Source organism: Pseudomonas nitroreducens TX1 (assembly GCF_000313755.1).
GTDB classification, from domain to species: domain Bacteria; phylum Pseudomonadota; class Gammaproteobacteria; order Pseudomonadales; family Pseudomonadaceae; genus Pseudomonas; species Pseudomonas nitroreducens_A.
The window spans coordinates 15,930-33,719 of the sequence record NZ_AMZB01000064.1; the positions used below are offsets into that span (position 1 = coordinate 15,930).

Here is a 17,790-nt window from a genome sequence, read left to right on the forward strand (position 1 = left end):
TGTTGTTCTTATTGGCGGGTGAAGCGAAGAGGGGACTGTGCACAGACTGGCCGGCCACTCCCATTGGCCTTTGGTCGAATCCGGACGTGGTCGATGGACGCAGGATGGCGCGTGCCGTCGCCCTCGCTGGCGTCCTCGACCGTGCGCTTTCTGCGATGGCTCGCTAGTCTGCGGCCACGACAGGAAGAAGGACTGCTCGATGCTGCCCGTGATCGCTGAACTGCTGCTCACCCTGGCCTGCGCCGTCGCCGCCTGGCTCGCCCAGCGCGAGTCGATGGGCTGGCGCGCGCTGGGGTTTCTGTCGATTGGCATCGCGGCGCTGCTGGGCGCGCTGGAATATGGCGGCGTCGCCGGGTTGGCCGGCGCGCACCACATCGCGAGTGTGGTGTCCGGCGCCGTGGGCCTGCCCCTGATCGCGCTCGGCCGTCTTTCCGGGGGGCCCGGTCGGCAGCTGGTGGTGCTGGTGATCGGCGTGCTGCTGGTATTCCTGGCGCAGCTTTCATGGGTGAGCAACCTGATCGCCTTGCTGCTCATCGCCTGGCCCGGTCGCTCGCGGCGCCATGCGCTGGCGCTGCTGGGGGCGCTGCTGTTCATCGGCAGCGGCCTGCTGATCGGCACCCGTGGCGAACTGGCCGGTGTACCGCGCCGCGAGCTGTTCCACCTGGGGCTGACGGTTGCTGTCGCGGCGTGGATTCTTGCAGGCCTGGGCAGTGGTGCGCCGCGCTTGCCGGGTGCGTGGGCGGCTCGGCACAAGTCACCTTGACTTGGCCGGGGCGCTTGCTTAGCGTGCCGGTTCGTTTCACCAGGCAGACGCACCATGACCCACGACGACCGGATCAAGCTGGAACCCAGCTGGAAAGAAGCCCTCCATGAGGAATTCGAAAAGCCCTACATGAAGCAGTTGGGGGAATTCCTGCGCGCGGAAAAGGCCGCCGGCAAGGTGATCTTCCCGCCCGGTCCGCTGATCTTCAACGCGCTGAACAGCACGCCGCTGGAGCGCATCAAGGTCGTCATCATCGGCCAGGACCCGTACCACGGCCCCGGCCAGGCCCACGGCCTGTGCTTCTCGGTGCAGCCGGGCGTGCCGACGCCGCCGTCGCTGCAGAACATCTATAAAGAGCTGCAACGCGACCTCAACCTGCCGATCCCCAATCATGGCTACCTGCAGCACTGGGCCGAGCAGGGCGTGCTGCTGCTCAACACCTCGCTCACCGTCGAGCAGGCCCGTGCCGGCTCCCACGCCCAGGCCGGCTGGGGCCCGTTCACCGACAAGGTGATCGAAGTGGTCAGCCAGCGCTGCGAGAACCTGGTGTTCCTGCTCTGGGGCTCCCACGCGCAGAGCAAGCAGAAGCTGATCGACGCGCAGAAACACCTGGTGCTCAAGTCCGCGCACCCGTCGCCGCTCTCGGCCTACCGCGGCTTCCTCGGCAACGGCCACTTCAGCCGCACCAACAAGTTCCTCGAACAGCACGGCCTGACGCCCATCGACTGGTCGCTGCCGCCGGTGTGATGCCGATGCTCCGGCGTGCATGGGTGGCTGTCCTGCCGGCGCTGATGCTCGGCACGAGCGGCTTTGCCGCCGGCTCCCACCTCGAAGAGTGGCGCTCCACCGAGTCGGTCCAGGGCCTGTACGAAATCGACCAGGCGGCCCGTGCTTTCGTGGCTGCCGAGAATGCCCGCAGCAAGGCGCGCTGGACCGTCGCCGAACCCAATCTCAAAACCCTTGTTGCCCGCTGTTCGGTGCCGTTGGACCCCCGCTGGGGTGAGATTCGCCTATTCGCGCCGGACGGGCGCGAGCTCACCGACAGGGTTGTGGAAGTCGCCTGCACCCAGCCTGTAAGTGGCGAGCGCTGGACGATTTCACTGCGCGTCTCAAGCGCTTCCTGATCCGCATAAAAAAGAGGCCCGCACGAAGGCGGGCCTTGAAGGTCGCCGCGTGTCTCGACGCGGCGAGCGTGGTTAGCTTTTATGCGGCGTCGGCCACTGCCTCGCGGGAGCGGCGGGAGCGCTTGCGCCAGGCGCGGTAGAGCGGCAGGCCGAGCATGAGCACCACCAGCGCCCAGGTGCCGATGGCGATGGGGCTGGACCAGAGGATGCCCAGTTCGCCGTTGGAGATGGACAGGGCGCGGCGCAGGTTCTGTTCCATCAGCCCGCCAAGGATGAAGCCCAGCAGCAGCGGCGACAGCGGGAAGTCCAGCTTGCGCAGGATGTAGCCGAGGATGCCGATAGCGACCATCAGGAACAGGTCGAAGGTGGTGGCGTGCACGGCGTACACACCGATGGCGGTGATGATCGCGATGCCCGGCACCAGCGCCCAGTTCGGCACCGAGAGGATGCGTGTGAACACCCGCACCATCGGCACGTTGAGGATGATCAGCATGACGTTGGCGATGAACAGCGAGGCGATCAGGCCCCAGACGATGTTCGGTTGTTCCTGGAATAGCAGCGGGCCGGGGGTGATGTTGTACAGGCTGAGCGCGCCGATCATCACCGCGGTGGTGCCCGAGCCGGGAACGCCGAGGGTCAGCATGGGCACCAGGGCACCGCATGCTGCGCCGCCGATGGCGGTCTCCGGCGCCGCCAGACCGCGCATGTCGCCCTTGCCGAACTTGCCGGTGTCGCCGGCCAGCTTCTTCTCGGTCATGTAGGCCACGGCGCTGGCCAGTGTCGCGCCGGCGCCGGGCAGCACGCCCATGATGAAGCCGAGCAGGCCGCAACGCAGGTTGACCACGAACACCGCGGCGGCTTCCTTGACGTTGAACAACATGCGCCCGCTGGCCTTCACCATCTGGTGGCCGTGGTGGGTCTTCTCCAGCAGCAGGAGGATTTCGCTGACCGAGAACAGCCCCAGTACCAGCACCACGAACTGGATGCCGTCGGAAACGTGGATGTTGTCGAATGTGAAGCGGTATACGCCGCTGTTGGCGTCGATCCCGACGCTGGAGAGGAACAGCCCGAGCAGCGCCGCCAGCAGCGTCTTCAGCGGTCGGTCGCCGGCCAGGCCGCCCAAGGCGACGATGGCGAAGACCATCAGCACGAAGTACTCCGCCGGGCCGAAGGCGATGGCCCATTTCGCCAGCAGCGGGGCGAACAGCACCATGCCGCAGGTGGCGATGAAGGCGCCGATGAACGAGCTCCAGGCCGACAGCGACAGGGCCACGCCGGCCAAGCCGTTGCGGGCCATGGGGTAGCCGTCGAGGGTGGTCATCACGGTGGAGGCTTCGCCGGGGATGTTCAGCAGGATCGAGGAAATCCGCCCGCCGTACTCGCAGCCCAGGTAGACGGCGGCCAGCAGGATCAGCGCCGACTCCGGCGGCAGGCCGAGGGCAAAGGCGACCGGGATCAGCAGGGCCACGCCGTTGATCGGGCCCAGGCCGGGCAGCAGGCCGACGACGGTGCCGATCAGGGTGCCGATCAGCGCGGTGATGAGGTTGTAGGGCGAGAGGGCAACGCCGAAGCCCTGCCCGAGATAGCTCAAGGTGTCCATCGTCTTTTCCTCAGAGCAGGGGTTCGAGAATGCCCAGCGGCAGCGGAACATCCAGGGCGCGGTCGAACAGCAGGTACAGGCCGACGGCGAGCAGGGTGGCGGTGACCACGCTGGCCACCGGGCGGCCGCCGTAGATCAGCGCGATGAAGGTGCCGACCAGGGCGCTGGCGGGGATGAAGCCCAGCGGCTCGAACAGACCGGCATAGACCGCCAGCAGGACGACGCAGAGCACCACCTTGCCCAGCAGTGCGCCTTCCAGCGCGGGCTCGTCGTCCTCGCGCTTGATCGGCGTGGGCCGCACGATCAGCCAAGCCAGGCCTGCGGCCATCAGGCCGAGGCAGAGCAGCGGGTAGGCGCGCGGGCCGACCGGTTCGTAGGAAAAGGGTGCCTGCAGCTGCCAGGCGATCAGGGCGAAGGCGACGCAGGCGAGCAGCCAGGCGCCAGCGAACAGCCGCTGGAAGAGACTATTGGTAAAGCTCATGAAAGCTTCCTCATGTCATGAGTAGAGCTGGCCAACGATTGAGCGAGCTAGAGCCAGACAAGGCGCAACGACCATCGGGAGTAACAGCCGAAGGCTGGCCCGAAGGGCGAGCGCTAGCGAGTAAAGCGGGCGAAGACGCGGAGTTTACGGTTGTAAATGAGCAGTCTGAGCCCGCTTTCAACGCCGGCTGGCCGACGCGCAGCCGATCGTTTACTGGATGAGGCCGAACTCGCGGGCCAGCTGCTTGTACTGGGCGACCTGCTGCTTCACGTAGGCGTCCAGTTCCGCGCCGGTCATGGCGAAGGGGAACAGTTCGCGCTGGTCGCGCAGCTTGGCGAAGTCCTCGGAAGCCAGCAGCTTGTCGAAGGAGGTCTTCCAGAACTGGTAGTCCTCGTCGCTCACCTTCGGGCCGACGTAGAAGCCCCGCACCACCGGCCAGACGATGTCGAATCCCTGCTCCTTGGCGGTGGGGATGTCGGTCATGCCTTCATCCTTCAGGCGCTCTTCGGCGAATACCGCGAGGATGCGCATCTTGCCGGCGCGGATATGCGGCATGGAGTCGGAGATGTCCGTGCTGCCCACCTGGATGTGCCCGCCCAGCAGCGCCGTGGCAATCTCGCCGCCGCCTTCCAGGGCGACGTAGCGCAGCTGCTTCGGATCGATACCGGCGGCCTTGGCGACCAGTGCGGTCTGCATCCAGTCCTGGCTGCCGACGGTGCCACCGGAGCCGATCACCACCTTGCTCGGGTCGGTCTTGAGCGCGGCCACCAGGTCGCCGAGGTTCTTGTAAGGCGAGTCGCTGGGCACGGCGATGGCGCCGTAGCTGGTGCCCACGGCGGCCAGCCACTTCACGGCGTTCTCGTCGAAGCGGCCGAACTTGCCCTGGGCCAGGTTCAGCAACGAGCCACTGGAGAACGCGGTGATGGTGTTGCCGTCGGCCGGACGCTGGGCGACCACCGCGTTGTAGGCCACGGCACCGACGCCGCCGGGCATGTAGGTAACGCGCATCGGCTTGGTCAGCAGCTTCTCGTCGACCAGGGCGCTTTGCGCCAGTTTGCAGGTGAGGTCGAAACCGCCGCCGGGGGAGGCGGGGGCGATGCATTCCGGGCGCTTGGGCTCGGCCATCAGTTGGCTCGCGGCGAGCAGGGTGGCGCCGGCGAGGGTCAGGTTGCGCAGGACGGTGGACATGGTGCGATTCCTCTCTTGTTGTTGTCGGTTTACCAGATCGCCAGGGAGTAGCTGAGGTAGATACGCGTCTCGTCGGCGTCCCGCGCGAAGCTGGAGCGGTAGGTGGCGTTACGCACCCGCACCGCGACGTCCTTGAGCGGGCCGCTCTGGATCACGTACTTGATGTCGGTGTTGCGCTCCCATTCCTTGCCGTGGCCGTCCATGCCAGTGATTTTGGCATCGTCACCGCTGATGTAGCGATTCATCAGGGTCAGGCCGGGGAGGCCGAGCTTGGCGAAGTCGAAGTCGTGGCGGATCTGCCAGGAGCGTTCGTCGGTCTCGGCGAAATCGCCGACCTGGACGAAGTTGACGAGGTAGGGGTTGCTGCCGTCGATGTAGGGGAAGGCGCTGTCGCCGCTCATCTGCTGCCAGCCAAGACTGAACTTGTTGGCGCCCAGGGCGTAGGCGAGCATGCCGTTGAAGGCGCGGTTGTCGATCTCGCCACCGCGCGCTTTGCCCTGGTCGTCGCTGATGGCCAGGCGTACGTCGGCGCTGAGCTTGCCGGGGCCGAGCGGGTAGCTGGCGAGCAGGCCGACGAAGTGCTGGCGGTAGACCTCGTCCAGCTGTGCGTAGTGGTAACGGCCGGTGAGGTTGTCGGTGAACCTGTAGTCGCCGCCGGCCAGGTCGTAGTGCTTGCCCTCGGCGCTACCGCCGGAGAAGCGGCGGTTCTTGTTGTTCAGCGCGAGGTCCTGCCAGTCGGTGGAGTCGCGGTCCTTGGCCTTCTCCAGGCGCCCGCCGGTGAAGTTCAGGCCCGGCAGGTCGGTGGAGTTGAGCAGCCCGCCCTCGAAGGTCTGCGGGAACAGGCGGCTGTCGTTGGGCTGCAGGGTCGGTAGGTCGGGAATCAGGCTGCCGACTTTCAACTCCGTCTCGGAAGCCTTGAACTTGGCGGTCAGGCCGAACTTGCTGTACTCGTCGGCCGCGCGGCCGTCATCGTGGGTCGGCAGCAGGCCGGTGCCGGTTCTGGCGGGCGAGGAGTCCAGCTTCAGGCCGAGCATGCCCATGGCGTCGAGGCCGACGCCGATGGTGCCGGGCGTGTAGCCGGACTGGAAATCGAGGATGAAACCCTGCGCCCATTCTTCGCGCTTGGACTGGCCGGCGCCGTCGCGAAAATCACGGTTGAAGTAGATGTTCTGGGTGCTGAGCGTGGCGCTGCTGTCCTCGAGGAAGCCAGCGGCTTCGCACAGTGGGGCGACGCCGGCGAAAGCCAGCAGGGCAGGGGGCAGGCAGCGGGAACTGGGCTTGGCGAAAGTCGGTGCAGCCAAAGGCCGGGCGGTGGGCATCTGTGGTCTCCATTCTTGTTGTTGTCGCGAAAGGGCACCACGCCGCCTTTCGCTCTGTTGACGGTCTTTGCCGTCGTCGAGTCCGCTGCTCCCGCCGATGCGCCTGGGCAATGGGCGCTGAAAAAAACGGGGTTGGGAGGCGGCTCGTTGGCGATGCTAACGGGCTAAGCTTTCGCCAGGCTTTCAGTCTCCTTTCGTAGTGATTTCGGCAAATTTCCTCCATTCACAGCGGCGCGCGGATGGGTAAACTGCCGGCCCGAACCTGTAGTCCGAGGGTAGAAATCCGTGCGAATACTCCTGGTTGAAGACCATCCGCAGCTCGGCGAAAGCGTCGCCCAGGCGCTCAAGGGCGCCGGCTGGACCGTGGACCTGCTGCAGGACGGCGTGGCCGCCGACCTGGCTTTGGCCAGCGAGGACTACGCGTTGGCGATCCTCGACGTCGGCCTGCCGCGGCTGGACGGCTTCCAGGTGCTGGCGCGTCTGCGCGAGCGCGGCAAGACCCTCCCCGTGCTGATGCTCACCGCCCGCGGGGAAGTGCGCGACCGCGTGCACGGCTTGAACCTCGGCGCCGATGACTACCTGGCCAAACCCTTCGAACTCACCGAGCTGGAAGCACGGGTCAAGGCGCTGCTGCGCCGCAGCGTGCTCGGTGGCGAACAGCAGCAGCGCTGTGGCGAGCTGGTCTACGACCTCGGCGCACGGCGCTTCACCCTGGCCGAGCAGGCGATGAACCTGACCTCCCGCGAACAGGCCGTGCTCGAAGCCCTGATTGCCCGGCCGGGTCGGGTGATGAGCAAGGAGCAGTTGGCGGCGCAGGTGTTCGGCCTGGACCAGGACGCCAGCGCGGACGCCATCGAAATCTACGTCCACCGCCTGCGCAAGAAGCTCGAAGGCAGCTCCGTGCGCATCGTCACCTTCCGTGGCCTGGGCTACCTGCTCGAGGCGCGGGATGGCTGAACGGCGCTGGATGCTGCCCGGCACGGGCAGCCTGCGCGGGCGCTTGCTTTGGCGCCTCGGCGGCCTGCTACTGGTGCTGCTGCTGATCGGTAGCGCGGCAACTTACTGGCGCGCCCGGCACGCGGCCGACATTGCCTATGACCGCACCCTGCTGGCTTCCGCGCGAGACATCGCCGATGGTCTTTACGCCAGCGACGGCACGCTGCGCGCCAATGTGCCCTATGTGGCGCTGGACAGCTTCGAGTACGACAGCGCCGGGCGCATCTTCTACCAGGTGGTCGACCCCCAGGGACACATGATCTCCGGCTACGAGAATCTCCCGGCGCCGCTGCCGACCACGCCGCGCACGGACGACTACCCGGCGCTGGCCAAGTTCTACGACGCCACCTACGAAGGCCAGGGCGTGCGGGTGGTCAGCCTGTTGCAGCCGGTGAGCCAGCCGACGGTCAGCGGCATGGCGGAAATTCGCGTCGCCGAAACCCTGGGCGCCCGCGAGCGGCTGGCGCGCAACCTGCTGACCGACACCCTGCTTAACCTCGCGCTGTCGGCCATCGCCGCGCTGATGATGGTCTGGTATGCGGTGAGTGCCGGTCTGCGCCCGCTCGACCGGCTGCGCGACGCGGTGGAGGAACGCCAGCCGGACGATCTGCGGCCACTGCCGGAAGTCCGTGTGCAGAAGGAGCTGCGTCCGCTGGTGGCAGCGCTCAACCACTTCACCGTGCGCCTGCGCGGGCTGTTCGACCGCCAGTCGCAGTTCATCGCCGAAGCCTCCCACGAATTGCGTACACCGCTGGCGGCGCTCAAGGCGCGGCTGGAACTGGGCCTGCGCGAGCAGGACCCGCAGCAGTGGCGCGCCACGTTGGTAGACGCCGTGCAGAACACTGACCGGGTGACCGGGCTGGCCAACCAGTTGCTGTCCCTGGCGCGCGTGGAAAGTGGCGCCCGCGCCATCGCCGAAGGCGCGGGGGAGCGCATCGAGCTGGGCCAACTGGCCCGCGAGCTGGGCCTTGCGTTGGCACCCCTGGCGTATTCGCGCGGCGTGGCGCTGGCTCTGGAGGCGGACGAACCGGCGTGGGTGAAGGGCGATCCGACTCTGCTCAACGAGCTGCTCAGTAACCTGGTGGACAACGCTATCGCCCACGCCCCGGCGGACGGCAATGTGATCATCCGCGTGCGCTCGCCGGCGGAGCTGGAAGTCGAGGACGACGGCCCGGGCATTCCGCCGGATGAGCGCGACAAGGTGTTCCGCCGCTTCTACCGCCGCCGCCAGCAGGGCACCGGCCTGGGGCTGGCCATAGTCGGCGAGATCTGCAGTGCGCACCGTGCCCGCATCGAGCTGGGCCAGGGCGAGTTGGGCGGGTTGTTGGTACGGGTGAACTTCCCGGCGGAAAACGCCTGAGCCCGAAACGCGAAACCCGCCAGTGAGGGCGGGTTTCGGTGTGGCCTGTAGGAGCAAGCTCGCGCCTACGAAGAGAGGGGCTTCCGGGCGTTTCCGGTTACTGCAACATGCTCATCGCCGCTTCCATCGCGGCGGAGAGGTCTTCGTCCTCCTTCACGTCCGCCGTCGGGTCCAGGCCCAGCTTGGCGAACGCCGGAATGGTCGCCCAGTCCAGCTCGGTATAGGGGTGCTGGCTGCCGAGGTAACTCTGCAGGGTAGCGACCTGGACGATGTCCACGTAGTCGACCTTGGCCGAGTCGCGGCTGAAGTCCAGATGCTGGCCGGGCACGGCGGCAATCGGCGCCGGGAAGTCCCAGGCCTTGAGGATGCGATCGCCGATGATCGGGTGGATGCGCTCGATCACGTGGTTGAGGCTGATGGAGTCGGCCAGCAGTTCGCTGTGCTCTTCGGCATAGGTGAGGATGGGCAGTACGCCGATCTGGTGCACCAGACCGGCCAGGGTCGCCTGGTCAGGCGCCAGGCGGGTGTAATGGCGGCACAGGGCATGGCAGATGCCGGCGATCTCGGTGCTCTTGTTCCACACCTCGCGCATCTTGCGGTCGACCACGTCGGAGGTGGCCTGGAACATCTGTTCCATGGCAAGACCTGTGGCCAGGTTGCAGGTGTAGTTGATCCCCAGGCGGCTGATCGCCATCTGCAGGTCGTTGATCTCCTTGTTGGTGCGCAGCAGTGGGCTGTTCACCACCTTGATGATGCGCGCGGTCAGCGCGGCGTCGTTGCCGATCACCTTGCTGAGGTCCTGGATGCTGATGTCCGGGTCCTCCGCTGCCTCGCGGACGCGCAGGGCGACTTCCGGCAGCGTTGGCAGCACCAGCTCATCGTTGTCGATGGCTCGCAGCAGTTCCTGTTGTACTTTTTCGGCAAGCTTGCTCATGCAGTGTCCTTCAGGGAAAGCCGGGCTCCCCGCCCGGTACGGAAAGTCAGCGCTGGATCTCGCGGTCGCTGTCCAGAACGTAAGGCAGATCCAGCAGGCGCAGGGGCTGGTCTTCGCCCAGGCGCACATTGCCGTCGGCAGCGGCGTCGTCCTGCAGCACGGCGAGCAGCTCCACGCCATCGGCTGCGCGTGCAGCCAGCACCACTTCGCCGACGCTGGTGGAGTGCACCGGCGAGAACAGTTCGCGGCCCGGCTCCGGCAGTTCGGCGCCGTCGAGTTTCAGACGCTGCAGACGACGCTTGAGGCGGCCCAGGTACTGCATGCGCGCGACGATTTCCTGGCCGGTGTAGCAGCCCTTCTTGAAGCTCACGCCGCCCACGGCCTGCAGGTTGATCATCTGCGGGATGAACAGCTCGCGGGTGGCGCCGAATACCTGGCCGACGCCAGCGCGAACCTGGCCGAGCAGCCAGTCGTTGAGCTCGGCGTGGGGCAGGTGGGCCTGCAGCAGGTCGGCGATGGCCGCGGCGCGCTCGGCCGGCGCCCAGAGTTCGACACGGCCCTGGCCCAGGCCGATGGCGATCAGGCCGTCGGCCCGTGCCACCTGGTCGGCTGCGCCGGAAAGGTTCAGGCCCAGTTCGGTGAGGACAGCGTCCGCACCGCTCAGGCCGAAGCGCGCCCACTGGGGGCTGTCATCGGAGAGGGTCGCCTTGGAGAACACCGCATATTTCTTCAGGTCCGCCAGCTGGCTGTCCACAAGGTCATTCGCCATGGCCAGCAGGAAGCCTTCGCCCTCGGCGAGGATGCGGAAGCTGGAGGTCATGCGGCCCTTGGGCGTGCAGCGGGCGCCGAGGCTGGAGTATTCGGCGTTCAGGTAATTGAGGTTGCAGGTCAGCTGGCCCTGGAGGAATTTGGCCGCGTCCGCGCCACGGACGGCGAGAATCCCTTCGTGATTGAGTTCGGTGTAGAAAGCAGAGTCGGTCATCACGATTCGCTGGAAGAAAGTTAGGGGCCTCATGATAGAGCCCAGGCCCAGCCTTGTCAGCGGGTGCCGGGTTGCCTGCGCATGCGTATAATGCCGCTCGGCTCGCGCCGTCCGTCGACTTCGCGAGCGCCACGCCGTATTCGCCCGCTGTTAATCGAGGTGCCCGCAGATGACCGACGAAACCGAACTCAAACGCCTTTTCTGGCACAGCCGCCGCGGCATGCTGGAACTGGACGTCCTGCTGGTGCCCTTTGTCCAGGAAGTCTATCCGGGCCTGCCGGCCGAGGATCAGGCGCGCTTCCGCAAGCTGCTGGAATGCGAGGACCAGGACATGTTCGGCTGGTTCATGCAGCGCGGCGAGCCGGAAGATGCCGACCTGCGCATCATCGTTCGCATGATCCTGGACCGTGTCCAGCCCAAGTGAGCCCTTCGAGTGCCGCTGGCAGCCGTCCATCGGTTTGCTCGCGGCCTACCTCGCCGCGCAGTGCGGTGCCGTCCTGGCACTGCTGCTGGCGGAGATTCCCCTGCACTGGAAAACGTTCGGCCTGAGCCTCTGCCTGCTGCATGCCTGCTGGGTGGTGCCGCGGCGGATTCTATTGCGCGCGCCGGATTCGGTACGTGCGCTGCGCCACAACGCCGACGGCTGGCAGCTGTGGAGCGAGCGGGATGGTTTCCAGCCGGTGCGCCTGCTGCCGGACAGCCTGGCGCTGCCGGCATTGATCGTCCTGCGTTTCCGTCGTCCCGGCGACTGGCTGGCGCGCAGCGTCTGCGTCCCGGCCGATGCCCTGGCGCCGGAGTTGCACCGGCGCCTGCGCGTGCGGTTGCGCTTCAGCCGCAGTAGGTGGACGGCGCCAGGATAGTGTCGCGGGCCTCGGGCAGCAGGTCCGGATAGTCCAGCGTGTAGTGCAGGCCGCGGCTTTCGTGGCGCTGCATCGCGGACAGGATGATCAGCTCGGCCACCTGGGCCAGGTTGCGCAGTTCGATGAGGTCGCGGCTGACCTTGTAGTTCGAGTAGAACTCGTCGATCTCGTCCAGCAACAGGCGCACCCGGTGCTGCGCGCGGGCCAGGCGCTTGTTGGTGCGCACGATGCCCACGTAGTCCCACATGAAGCGTCGCAGCTCGTCCCAGTTGTGGGCGATGATCACGTCCTCGTCCGAGTCGGTCACCTGGCTGGCGTCCCAGCAGGGCAGCGCGACCAGGTCCTGCGCCTTGGGCAGTTCGGCCAGGATGTCGGCGGCCGCGGAGCGGGCGTAGACGAAGCACTCCAGCAGCGAATTGCTGGCCATGCGGTTGGCGCCGTGCAGGCCGGTGAAGGTGGTTTCGCCAATGGCGTAGAGGCTCGGCACGTCGGTGCGGCCCTGGGAATCCACCACCACGCCGCCGCAGGTGTAGTGTGCCGCCGGCACTACCGGGATGGGCTCGCGGGTGATATCGATGCCGAAGTCCAGGCAGCGCTCGTAGACGGTGGGGAAATGCTCGCGGATGAACTCGGCCGGTTTGTGGCTGATGTCCAGGTAGACGTAGTCGATGCCCAGGCGCTTCATCTCGTGGTCGATGGCGCGTGCCACCACGTCGCGCGGGGCGAGTTCGCCCAGTGCGTGGAAACGCGGCATGAAGCGCTCGCCGTTGGGCAGGCGCAGCAGCGCGCCTTCACCGCGCAACGCTTCGGTGATCAGGAAGCTCTTGGCCTGGGGGTGGTACAGACAGGTCGGGTGGAACTGGTTGAACTCCAGGTTGCCGACCCTGCAGCCGGCACGCCAGGCCATGGCGATGCCGTCGCCGGAATTGCCGTCCGGGTTGCTGGTATACAGGTAGACCTTGCTCGCGCCGCCGGAGGCGAGCACGGTGAAGCGCGCGCTGAAGGTGTCGACTTCGCCGGTGGAGCGGTCCAGCACGTAGGCACCCAGGCAGCGCTGTCCATCCATCCCGAGTTTCTGCTCGGTGATCAGGTCGACGGCGACCCGCTGCGACAGCAATTCGATGTTTGGCCGCTGCCGTGCCTGTTCCAGCAGGGCGTTGAAGATGGCGGCGCCAGTGGCATCGGCCGCGTGGATGATGCGCCGATGGCTATGGCCGCCCTCGCGGGTCAGGTGGAATTCGAAGCCGCCGTCCTCGCGGCCCGGCTCATGGTCGCGGGTGAAGGGCACTCCCTGTTCGATCAGCCACTGGATCGCCTCGCGGCTGTGCTCGACGGTGAATTTCACCGCGTCCTCGCGGCACAACCCGGCGCCGGCCACCAGGGTATCCTCGACATGGGATTCGACAGTATCGGTGTCGTCCAGCACGGCCGCGACTCCACCCTGGGCCCAGAAGGTGGAGCCCTGGGAGAGTTCGCCCTTGCTCAGCACGGCAATCCTCAGGTGCGAGGGCAGCGTCAAGGCCAACGTCAGGCCGGCGGCCCCGCTGCCGATCACTAGGACATCGTGCTGGAAATGCTGACTCATACCCGGCTCCACGAAATGGCGCCCTAGTATATAGAAGGGGGGCACGGCACAATACTGGCGAACCGATGACACCGAAGGCGCGGGGAGCGCGCTGTCGTCCCGGAGGCGGATGGGTTTCGCCCCAGGCGGGCTGATCGGCCAGGCCCAGACGGGGTTGTCGAAACCGCTGAGGCATCAAGGTAATTCGCCGGAACTTTCTTCCGAGTTCCGGTTCGAAGTCGGAATACCCAATCAACTTTGCGCGCAGATTGACATTGCGCGGAAGGGGAGCGGGTGTTCCGCCCGGTATCGTTGAATTTGACGGGCTTCGGACGCATGTCGGGGTCCGATTGCCGCCAATGTGAAAAAACTGTGCGGCGCATGCTTGGAGGGGAGAACTTTTGCAAAAGACCCGAGTCTATCTTGGCAGGACGATTCACCAGGGTGCTCGAAGCTCCTCCAGGTTTTCAGAGGAGCATTCATGCTAACCCAGGAACAGGATCAGCAACTGGTTGAACGGGTACAGCGCGGAGACAAACGGGCTTTCGACCTGCTGGTGCTGAAGTACCAGCACAAGATTCTGGGGCTCATCGTGCGATTCGTACATGACGCCCAGGAAGCCCAGGACGTTGCACAGGAAGCGTTCATCAAGGCGTATCGCGCCTTGGGTAACTTCCGCGGCGACAGTGCCTTTTATACCTGGCTGTACCGTATCGCCATCAACACCGCGAAAAACCATCTGGTTGCGCGCGGTCGGCGGCCGCCGGACAGCGATGTCACGGCAGAGGACGCGGAGTTCTTCGACGGCGACCACGCCCTGAAGGACATCGAGTCGCCGGAAAGAGCCATGCTGCGGGATGAGATCGAGGAAACGGTCCATCGCACCATCCAGCAGCTGCCCGATGATTTGCGCACGGCTTTGACCCTGCGTGAGTTCGAGGGCTTGAGTTACGAAGATATCGCCACCGTGATGCAGTGTCCGGTGGGGACCGTCCGCTCACGGATCTTCCGTGCGCGGGAAGCGATCGACAAAGCTTTGCAGCCTTTGTTGCATGATGAAGTCTGATACAGCGGCAGAAGCCAAGAGAGGTACCGCTATGAGTCGTGAAGCCCTGCAGGAGTCGCTGTCCGCTGTTATGGATAACGAAGCGGACGAGCTGGAGCTGCGGCGTGTGCTTGCAGCCTGCGGCGAGGACGCCGAATTGCGGGCCACCTGGTCCCGCTACCAGCTGGCCAGTGCAGTGATGCACCGTGAGCCGGCCATGCCCAAGCTGGACATTGCAGCCGCCGTGTCCGCCGCGCTGGCCGATGAAGCCGCGCCGGCGCAGCGCAGCCGCAATCCGTGGCGCAACGTTGGTCGCCTGGCTGTCGCCGCCTCGGTGACCCTGGCCGTGCTGGCAGGCGTGCGCATGTACCACCAGGATGACAGTGTGGCCAACGGCCTTGCCCAGCAAGGTGCCACTCCGCAGATCGCCCTGCCGCAAGTGCAAGGCCCGGCGGTGCTGGCGGGCTACACTCAGGACGAGGCACCGCAGGTGATCACCAATGCCCAGGGCGGGCAGACCACCTGGCATGAGCAGCGTCTTCCGGGTTACCTGCGTCAGCACGCACAGCAGTCCGCTGTCAGCGGCACCGACAGCGCCCTGCCTTACGCACGCGCCGCGAGCCTGGAAAGCCGCTGATTTGCGACCTTAAGGAGCGACATGCGCGCGAAGACAGCACTGTTGTTCTTCCTCGGTGGCCTGCTGGCATTGCCAGTCCAGGCCGCCGATGCGTTGGACTGGATCAAGCGCCTCTCCGAGGCTGATCAGAAGCAGAATTTCCAGGGCACCTTCATCTACGAACGCAGTGGAGCCTTCTCCACCCACGATGTCTGGCATCGTGTGGAGAGCGATGGTTCCGTGCGTGAACACCTGGTCCAGGTCGATGGGCCGCGCCAGGAAGTGGTGCGCGTCGATGGCGCCACCCAGTGCGTCGGTGGCGGCATGTCTGGCCAGGCTTCGACTGGCGAGATGTGGCCGGCACGCAAGTTCAATCCAACCGACCTTTCTTCCTACTATGACGTTCGCGTCGCTGGCGAGTCGCGCATTGCCGACCGTCCGGCGGTGGTGTTGGCGGTGATCCCGCGCGATCAGCATCGCTACGGCTTCGAGCTGCATGTGGACAAGCAGACCGGCCTGCCGCTCAAGTCCCTGCTGCTCAATGACAAGGGCCAGATCATCGAGCGCCTTCAGTTCACCCGCATCGATCTGTCCGCGCCGGACGACAGTGAGCTGCAGCCCACTGCGGCCTGCAAGCCGGTGAGGGAAAACAAGGTTGCGGCAGTGAAGACCAGCTGGCATTCCGAATGGGTGCCGCCGGGCTTCACCCTGATCAGCACGCTGCAGGAGCGCAGCCCGGTTTCCAATGACCAAGTCCTGTGCCTCGCCTTCGGTGACGGCCTGGCGCGATTCTCGGTGTTCCTTGAGCCCCTGCATGGCGCCAAGGTCGACGATGCCCGCACCCAGCTGGGGCCGACGACGGTGGTGTCCAGGCGGTTCGCCAGTGACGACGGCGGGACCATGGTGACCGTGGTCGGCGAGATACCCAGCGGTACGGCCGAGCGAGTGGCACTGTCCATGCGGCCGACGGGAACCCAGCCTCAGTGATCCATGAGCGGGGGAGGGTGGTTGCGATCGATGCTGGAGCTGTCCAGGTCGAAACGCTGCGCCGCTCTACCTGCTCGGGATGTTCCGCCAGCGCGGGCGGCGGCCATGGACTGCTGGGGCGGCCCGGGGCTTTTCGGCGGCTTGACCCTGTGCGCATTCCCGCTGGGGGCCGGGTTTCATCGGGCCTTAAGCCTGGCGATGTAATCCTGCTGGGCATGGATGAAGACCTTCTGTTGAAAAGCGCCCTGCTTTTCCATCTTGCTCCACTGATCGGATTTTTCGCGCTGGCGCTACTGGCGGCGCGCCTCGATCTGGGAGAACCTCTCATCATCGTGGCCGGGCTGGCGGGTTTTCTGCTGGCCCGGTTGCTTGTGCGCCGCTATTCGCGGCGTCATGCCGATGATCCGGCGATGCAACCGCTTGTGCTGCGTGCGCTGGTCGGCGGGCCGCCCGGCCCTGTTTAGTGATCTTCCCAATCAACATCACGGGAGCTGTAGTCAATGCAAACCCTGAAACGCAGCATGGCTGCGCTGGTCGCCCTGCTGGCCCTGAGCCTGGCGGCCACCGCGCGGGCTGAACTACCGGACTTCACCCCACTGGTCGAGAAAGCCTCGCCGGCGGTGGTCAACATCAGCACTACCCAGAAGATTCCCGACCGCTCCAACGCGCAGATGGGCATTCCGGATCTCGACGGCCTGCCGCCGGGCCTGCGCGAATTCTTCGAACGCAGCATTCCCCGCGGCCAGGGCGGCCAGGGGCAGGCTCCCCGTGGTCAGCAGCGCGAGGCCCAGTCCCTGGGATCGGGCTTCATCATTTCCGATGATGGCTACATCCTCACCAACAACCACGTGGTGGCCGACGCCGACGAGATCCTCGTGCGCCTGTCGGACCGCAGCGAGCACAAGGCCAAGCTGATCGGCGCCGATCCGCGCAGCGACGTGGCCGTGCTGAAGATCGACGCCAAGGGCCTGCCGACACTCAAGCTGGGCGATTCCGACAAGCTGAAGGTCGGTGAATGGGTTCTGGCCATCGGTTCGCCGTTCGGCTTCGACCACTCGGTGACCGCCGGTATCGTCAGTGCGAAGGGCCGCAGCCTGCCGAACGAGAACTACGTGCCCTTCATCCAGACCGACGTGGCGATCAACCCAGGCAACTCCGGCGGTCCGCTGCTGAACCTGCAGGGTGAGGTGGTCGGTATCAACTCGCAGATCTTCACCCGTTCCGGCGGTTTCATGGGGCTTTCCTTCGCGATCCCCATCGATGTAGCGCTGAACGTGGCCGACCAGCTGAAAGCCGGCGGCAAGGTCAACCGGGGCTGGCTGGGTGTGGTGATCCAGGAAGTGAACAAGGACCTTGCCGAATCCTTCGGTCTCGACAAGCCGGCCGGCGCCCTGGTTGCGCAGTTGGTTGAAGACGGCCCGGCAGCCAAGGGCGGCCTGCAGGTGGGTGACGTGATCCTGAGCCTGAACGGCCAGACCATCAACGAATCCGCCGACCTGCCGCACCTGGTGGGCAACATGAAGCCGGGTGACAAGGCGAACCTTGAAGTCATTCGTGACAACAAGCGCCAGAACCTGAGCCTGACCATCGGCAGCCTGCCGGACGACGACGATGCCGTCGCAGCTGTCGAAGGTAAGGGCGCGGAGCGCAGCAGCAATCGCATGGGTGTGACCGTGGCGGAGCTGACTGCCGAGCAACGCAAGTCCCTGGATATCAAGGGCGGCGTGGTCATCAAGGAAGTGCAGGGCGGTCCGGCAGCGATGATCGGCCTGCGTCCGGGTGACGTCATCACGCACCTGAACAACCGCGCGGTCGACTCCTCGAAAACCTTCAGCGAGCTCGCCAAGGCGCTGCCGAAGGATCGCTCGATCTCCATGCGCGTGCTGCGCCAGGGCCGCGCGAGCTTCATCACCTTCAAACTGACCGAATAAGGTCGGTGCACCAGAAAAGGGCGACTTCGGTCGCCCTTTT

19 protein-coding genes are annotated in these 17,790 nt (G+C 65.9%); 12 read left to right on the top strand and 7 right to left on the bottom strand.

What is annotated here, in order from left to right:
• The first annotated feature begins 199 nt into the window (after positions 1 to 199).
• Genes C167_RS0102225 through C167_RS32080 form a run of 3 tightly spaced genes read left to right on the top strand, consistent with a single transcriptional unit; the run spans position 200 to position 1,887 of the window.
• The gene (locus C167_RS0102225) at positions 200 to 763 is read left to right on the top strand and encodes a hypothetical protein (RefSeq protein WP_017516641.1); all 564 of its coding nucleotides are present in this window, start codon (positions 200 to 202) and stop codon (positions 761 to 763) included.
• 54 nt (positions 764 to 817) lie between these two features.
• Entirely contained in the window at positions 818 to 1,510 is a 693-nt protein-coding gene (ung, locus tag C167_RS0102230; RefSeq protein WP_017516642.1) for a uracil-DNA glycosylase, read from the top strand.
• A gap of 5 nt (positions 1,511 to 1,515) precedes the next feature.
• Positions 1,516 to 1,887 (top strand): hypothetical protein, encoded by a 372-nt coding sequence (locus C167_RS32080; protein ID WP_017516643.1) that lies wholly within the window; start codon positions 1,516 to 1,518, stop codon positions 1,885 to 1,887.
• A 79-nt stretch (positions 1,888 to 1,966) separates the two neighbouring features.
• Here the strand turns inward: C167_RS32080 and C167_RS0102240 are convergent, their stop codons facing one another.
• The 4 genes from C167_RS0102240 to C167_RS0102255 form a co-directional block, all read right to left on the bottom strand.
• Positions 1,967 to 3,487 (bottom strand): tripartite tricarboxylate transporter permease, encoded by a 1,521-nt coding sequence (locus tag C167_RS0102240; RefSeq protein WP_017516644.1) that lies wholly within the window; start codon positions 3,485 to 3,487, stop codon positions 1,967 to 1,969.
• A 10-nt stretch (positions 3,488 to 3,497) separates the two neighbouring features.
• Positions 3,498 to 3,968: a tripartite tricarboxylate transporter TctB family protein gene (locus C167_RS0102245; protein WP_017516645.1), complete on the bottom strand. Its 471-nt coding sequence runs from the start codon at positions 3,966 to 3,968 to the stop codon at positions 3,498 to 3,500.
• 210 nt (positions 3,969 to 4,178) lie between these two features.
• Positions 4,179 to 5,156 carry a Bug family tripartite tricarboxylate transporter substrate binding protein gene (locus tag C167_RS0102250; RefSeq protein ID WP_017516646.1) on the bottom strand — a complete coding sequence of 326 codons (978 nt, stop codon included), beginning with the start codon at positions 5,154 to 5,156 and terminating at the stop codon, positions 4,179 to 4,181.
• Positions 5,157 to 5,185: 29 nt separating this feature from the next.
• Complete coding sequence (locus tag C167_RS0102255) at positions 5,186 to 6,475, bottom strand: OprD family porin (protein ID WP_017516647.1); 1,290 nt, start codon at positions 6,473 to 6,475, stop codon at positions 5,186 to 5,188.
• 285 nt (positions 6,476 to 6,760) lie between these two features.
• Between C167_RS0102255 and C167_RS0102260 the strand changes: the two genes are divergently transcribed.
• Positions 6,761 to 7,432: a response regulator gene (locus C167_RS0102260; protein WP_015476079.1), complete on the top strand. Its 672-nt coding sequence runs from the start codon at positions 6,761 to 6,763 to the stop codon at positions 7,430 to 7,432.
• Positions 7,433 to 7,445: 13 nt separating this feature from the next.
• Positions 7,446 to 8,831, top strand: coding sequence for a sensor histidine kinase (locus C167_RS0102265; RefSeq protein WP_200860141.1), 1,386 nt, complete (start codon positions 7,446 to 7,448; stop codon positions 8,829 to 8,831).
• A gap of 97 nt (positions 8,832 to 8,928) precedes the next feature.
• On the opposite strand, the gene C167_RS0102270 is transcribed toward C167_RS0102265, so the two are convergent.
• Both C167_RS0102270 and C167_RS0102275 read right to left on the bottom strand, forming a co-directional pair.
• Positions 8,929 to 9,765, bottom strand: a complete 837-nt coding sequence (locus C167_RS0102270; protein WP_017516649.1) for an HDOD domain-containing protein — start codon at positions 9,763 to 9,765, stop codon at positions 8,929 to 8,931.
• A gap of 46 nt (positions 9,766 to 9,811) precedes the next feature.
• Complete coding sequence (locus C167_RS0102275; RefSeq protein ID WP_017516650.1) at positions 9,812 to 10,747, bottom strand: YgfZ/GcvT domain-containing protein; 936 nt, start codon at positions 10,745 to 10,747, stop codon at positions 9,812 to 9,814.
• 169 nt (positions 10,748 to 10,916) lie between these two features.
• Here C167_RS0102275 and C167_RS0102280 point away from each other — a divergent pair, with 169 nt between their 5' ends.
• Both C167_RS0102280 and C167_RS0102285 read left to right on the top strand, forming a co-directional pair.
• Positions 10,917 to 11,171: a succinate dehydrogenase assembly factor 2 gene (locus C167_RS0102280; protein ID WP_017516651.1), complete on the top strand. Its 255-nt coding sequence runs from the start codon at positions 10,917 to 10,919 to the stop codon at positions 11,169 to 11,171.
• Complete coding sequence (locus C167_RS0102285) at positions 11,155 to 11,607, top strand: protein YgfX (protein ID WP_017516652.1); 453 nt, start codon at positions 11,155 to 11,157, stop codon at positions 11,605 to 11,607. Before C167_RS0102280 ends, C167_RS0102285 begins: the two co-directional genes overlap by 17 nt.
• Here the strand turns inward: C167_RS0102285 and nadB are convergent.
• A complete protein-coding gene (gene nadB / locus C167_RS0102290) occupies positions 11,576 to 13,192 on the bottom strand; it encodes an L-aspartate oxidase (RefSeq protein WP_017516653.1) in 1,617 nt (538 codons plus the stop codon). The two genes, C167_RS0102285 and nadB, sit on opposite strands and share 32 nt — an antisense overlap.
• Positions 13,193 to 13,652: 460 nt before the next feature.
• On the opposite strand from nadB, the gene rpoE reads away from it, so the two are divergent.
• From rpoE to C167_RS0102315, 5 genes are read left to right on the top strand one after another with little or no spacing between them, the layout of a single operon-like run.
• A complete protein-coding gene (gene rpoE, locus C167_RS0102295) occupies positions 13,653 to 14,237 on the top strand; it encodes an RNA polymerase sigma factor RpoE (protein ID WP_017516654.1) in 585 nt (194 codons plus the stop codon).
• Positions 14,238 to 14,268: 31 nt separating this feature from the next.
• Positions 14,269 to 14,853 (top strand): sigma-E factor negative regulatory protein, encoded by a 585-nt coding sequence (locus tag C167_RS0102300; RefSeq protein ID WP_017516655.1) that lies wholly within the window; start codon positions 14,269 to 14,271, stop codon positions 14,851 to 14,853.
• Positions 14,854 to 14,874: 21 nt separating this feature from the next.
• On the top strand, positions 14,875 to 15,819 hold the full coding sequence (locus C167_RS0102305; protein ID WP_017516656.1) for a MucB/RseB C-terminal domain-containing protein: 945 nt from the start codon (positions 14,875 to 14,877) through the stop codon (positions 15,817 to 15,819).
• Complete coding sequence (locus C167_RS0102310) at positions 15,816 to 16,283, top strand: SoxR reducing system RseC family protein (protein ID WP_017516657.1); 468 nt, start codon at positions 15,816 to 15,818, stop codon at positions 16,281 to 16,283. Before C167_RS0102305 ends, C167_RS0102310 begins: the two co-directional genes overlap by 4 nt.
• A gap of 36 nt (positions 16,284 to 16,319) precedes the next feature.
• Positions 16,320 to 17,750, top strand: coding sequence for a DegQ family serine endoprotease (locus C167_RS0102315; RefSeq protein WP_017516658.1), 1,431 nt, complete (start codon positions 16,320 to 16,322; stop codon positions 17,748 to 17,750).
• Positions 17,751 to 17,790 lie beyond the last annotated feature (40 nt).